Raw genomic sequence first — 3,305 nt, 5'->3', positions numbered from 1 at the left:
GAAGGTCCTCCGGTGGCGCACGCCGACCGAGGCGATGGAACTACACCTACAATCCCTTCAACAGCGAAATGTTGCGTCGACCAGTTGAATTCACCTTGAGACCCCGCATCGGAATGGCATGTCAACCGACCTCTTTCGACCGGATTACCTTCATGGCCGCGGCGCCACAGCGCCATCCGTAACGGCACATCGACCAGCTCGACGTCCCGTTTGATCGAGGCGTGCCAGCCCACGATCGTCTGCGAGAAGCAGTCCACAATGAACGCGACATACGAAAACGACTGATACGTCCGCACATACGTGAAATCGGTCACCCACTTCCGGTCCGGGGCCGAAGCGGTGAAGTCCCGGTCCAGGAGGTCCGGTGCTCTGGTGTCGGCCGGGTTGGTGATCGTGGTCCTGGCTCGTTTACCACGCACGACACCGGCCAAACCGAGGGCTCGCATGGCCCGGTCCACCGCCCCGAACCCGGCGTTCGGGAACAGGGTCCGCCGGATAAGAGCCAGCATCTTGCGCCGCCCATACAGTCCTTCCGGGGTCAGCACACGCTGCCCGGCCGCGTTGGTAGTGAACGCCAGCGACCGGACCGCGTCCTGGATCAGGGCGTCAGTGACGGTTCGGGCCGCCGGCCCGTTCCCAGGTCAGGCCGGGGCACACCAGGCCCGCAAGGTTCGTGCCGCGATCTTCAGCCCCGCGGTGTTGAGGGCGATCACGATCGACTCGACGGCATGACCAGCAGCACGCATCTGGTCGGTGAACGCCACGATCAGCGGTTTCGGGGGTCGAGTTCCCCCGCGAAGAAAATCGTCGCCGATTTCAAGATGTCGTTGACCTCACGCAGCCGCTTGTTCTCCGCCCGCAACCGGCGCAACTCCTCGCGCTCGTCGCTGGTCACACCCGGGGCCTGACCCGCATCGATCTCGTCCTGAACCACCCAGCGCCGCACCGATTCCCGGGACACACCGAGCGACTCGGCCACCTGGATATGCACGGCACGCTCGGTCGAGTACTCCGAGCGGTGCTCCCGCACAAGCCTGACGGCCTGGCTCCGAAGCACTGGGTCGATCTTCTTGGGCATGGCCCATATCCTTCCTGCTACCCCACAACGGGGCGGCAGAAAAACCGGGACAGTTCAGTCCCAGCCCGAGAGCAGCAGGCCGCAGCCCATCAGCAGCTCACGCAGGTGCGCAGCAGCGCGCCAGGGTTCGAGCTCGTCGAAGGCGTTGTGTGCCAACGGGATCAAGCCATCGGCGAGACCGCGCAGGAAGCGCGGGACGTAGGGGTTATAGAGCCAGGTCACCCCGGTCAGTGGGTTCTCCATCGCGGTCAGCGCGTCGAACAGCGGCGCCAGTTCGGGCCGGACCTGCCCGGTTCCGTCGTCGAGCAGGTCTTGGAGCCGGTCGACGAGGGAGCAGTGGCTGCAAAGCTTGCCCGGTGCAGTTTTCCCTCGGCGCCGCAACGGATGCAGGCGACCGAGAGCCGGAAGCCAGCGCATTGTGTGCAGATCGGGGTCCGTTCCGGTGTCAGCCCGGGCAGGACACGGTCCTGGCCGCAGCCCGGGCAGCGGCCGCGGACTCGCAGCGCGCGGTCGCCGCAGGTGCGGCAGGACGGCCCGTCAGGCCAGTAGACCGCGACCTAGGCGTGCCGGCCGCCAGCCGTCGAGCATCGCGGTGAACACCTGCTCGTCCGGCCGCAGCAGAGAGACGCCGTCGACCAGCCGCAACCAGGCCGCTCCCGGCGCCAGAACATCCCGCGACACTCGCATCGGACCCTTCACGAATCGCTTTCATCAGATGATGAGATCATTCATCAGATGTAATCCACACGCAAGCGTGCAGGTCAAAATGGGTGCCCCGAATCCCAACCGGCGCTATGCTTCTCGGCGTCCGCACCCGACTCCGCGGCGACTACGTGCCGGCCTGCGCAGTACCGACGTAGATCCCGGTGTGCCAGGCAGTCGGAGTTCTCATCAGATGAAATGGCGGCCGCTCGTAGTAATGGCGCGGAAAACAACGACAATGGCTTGAACAGCGAAGATGCCTTGTAGCGGTTCGGCTGCGGATGGTTCCGGTCGGGTCTTTTGCTCGGCTTGGTCCCGGACGGCTTGAGCACACCGGATCACCCCAGTGACCACACTCAACGGCGTGCGAGGTGATGATCGCGGCCTTGGCGCGGTTACGTGTGCCCGTCTCGGCAGCTGACCGCACCCGGTCGAATCGTCGATCGGTGCCGGTCATCGGTTTGGGCCCCGGCCCAGCGGTGTGATGGGCGGTGTCCTACCCCGCCGAGACGAATCCCGGTGGCGGCCGGCCTTATGCAGTCCCCACCATGCCACGGTCGCGGCCACGCCCAGATATTGCAGGTAGGCGATGATCACCAGCGGCGCGCCGTAGTCACGCGACCACGCACGCATCGGAACCAGTGCGACGACGCCGAGGGCGAGTAACACGACACCGAGCACCAGCGCCGGTATCCGTAGCGGTGCTAGTTGCGCGTCGAGTTCGCACGCCGACGGTATCCAGGCGTGCGCAGCATCATCGACCGGGCGCTCTGGGGACCCACTGTTGTTGGCGGTGGGATCGGGCTCGCCGCTGCTGGTGGTAACCATAGATGTCTCCGGGCCGATGCTCGGATCGGCTGAGGTTTCGGCTGAGATTGCAATTCCGGCATTCGGATGGCCGGTAACGAACCGTTATCCTCGATGACCGGTCCGATAGTTAACGGTTACCCGCTACGGGGCAGTTATCACGGTGACCGTAACCACTCCCCGCCGCACCCGGCGTGATCCTCATGCTCACGGCCGACAGGCATCTACCGGTGAACACGACATCCCTTCTCGGCCGACCGCAGCCGCGATTTCGGCAACAAATCGGCGAACGGTTCTCCGGCCCCGAAACGTCCGAGCCGGGACGTCGGAACTACGAAGTTCGAGTGACCCCTGGAACGGGAACCGGACACCAACAACACCCTATCGCTGCTGGTCCAGCCGCATGTGTTGCTTTTCGCGCCGTTACTACCGGGACCCCTTCTGGACCTCGTCAGCTGATTCCGATCAGAACGACCGCGTTGTAGTGGCAGTCCGCAGTAGCCGTTGGGCAGGGCTTGGGTGGCTCGGGACAGGTGATGGTTGGTCCCTAAGTTTGTAGGTGTCTGGGGTTGGTGCCCTGGATGCCCAGGGCGGTGGGGTGTAGCTGATGGTTGTTTGCCTCTATGAACCGTCCTGGACTGGCTGGAGACTCCTGATATAGCAAGGGAGACTGTCAGCCATGGCGGCACCACGGAAGTTCGACGAGGAGACTCGCGCT

Annotated in this window: 3 protein-coding genes and 1 pseudogene; all 4 read right to left on the bottom strand. The window is 64.5% G+C overall.

The features are described from left to right. Positions 1-92: 92 nt before the first annotated feature. Positions 93-1,078 (bottom strand): annotated as a pseudogene (locus tag ACWEO7_RS38750) (IS3 family transposase); the annotation flags it as partial. A gap of 54 nt (positions 1,079-1,132) precedes the next feature. Next, complete coding sequence (locus ACWEO7_RS38745; RefSeq protein ID WP_452430729.1) at positions 1,133-1,459, bottom strand: hypothetical protein; 327 nt, start codon at positions 1,457-1,459, stop codon at positions 1,133-1,135. A 156-nt stretch (positions 1,460-1,615) separates the two neighbouring features. Beyond that, the gene (locus ACWEO7_RS38740; RefSeq protein ID WP_452430728.1) at positions 1,616-1,759 is read right to left on the bottom strand and encodes a hypothetical protein; all 144 of its coding nucleotides are present in this window, start codon (positions 1,757-1,759) and stop codon (positions 1,616-1,618) included. Between the two features lie 474 nt (positions 1,760-2,233). Next, positions 2,234-2,608, bottom strand: coding sequence for a hypothetical protein (locus ACWEO7_RS38735; RefSeq protein WP_452430726.1), 375 nt, complete (start codon positions 2,606-2,608; stop codon positions 2,234-2,236). Between the last annotated feature and the right edge of the window lie 697 nt (positions 2,609-3,305).

The sequence above is a fragment of the Nocardia sp. NPDC004260 genome (assembly GCF_053603155.1).
Note: the sequence above shows the minus strand (reverse complement) of the source record. Positions and strands in the feature narration are given on the sequence as shown.

Coding starts and splice junctions, on each gene's coding strand:
- ACWEO7_RS38735 (WP_452430726.1), bottom strand. CDS start 2,608: ATGGTTACCACCAGCAGCGGCGAGCCCGATCCCACCGCCAACAACAGT.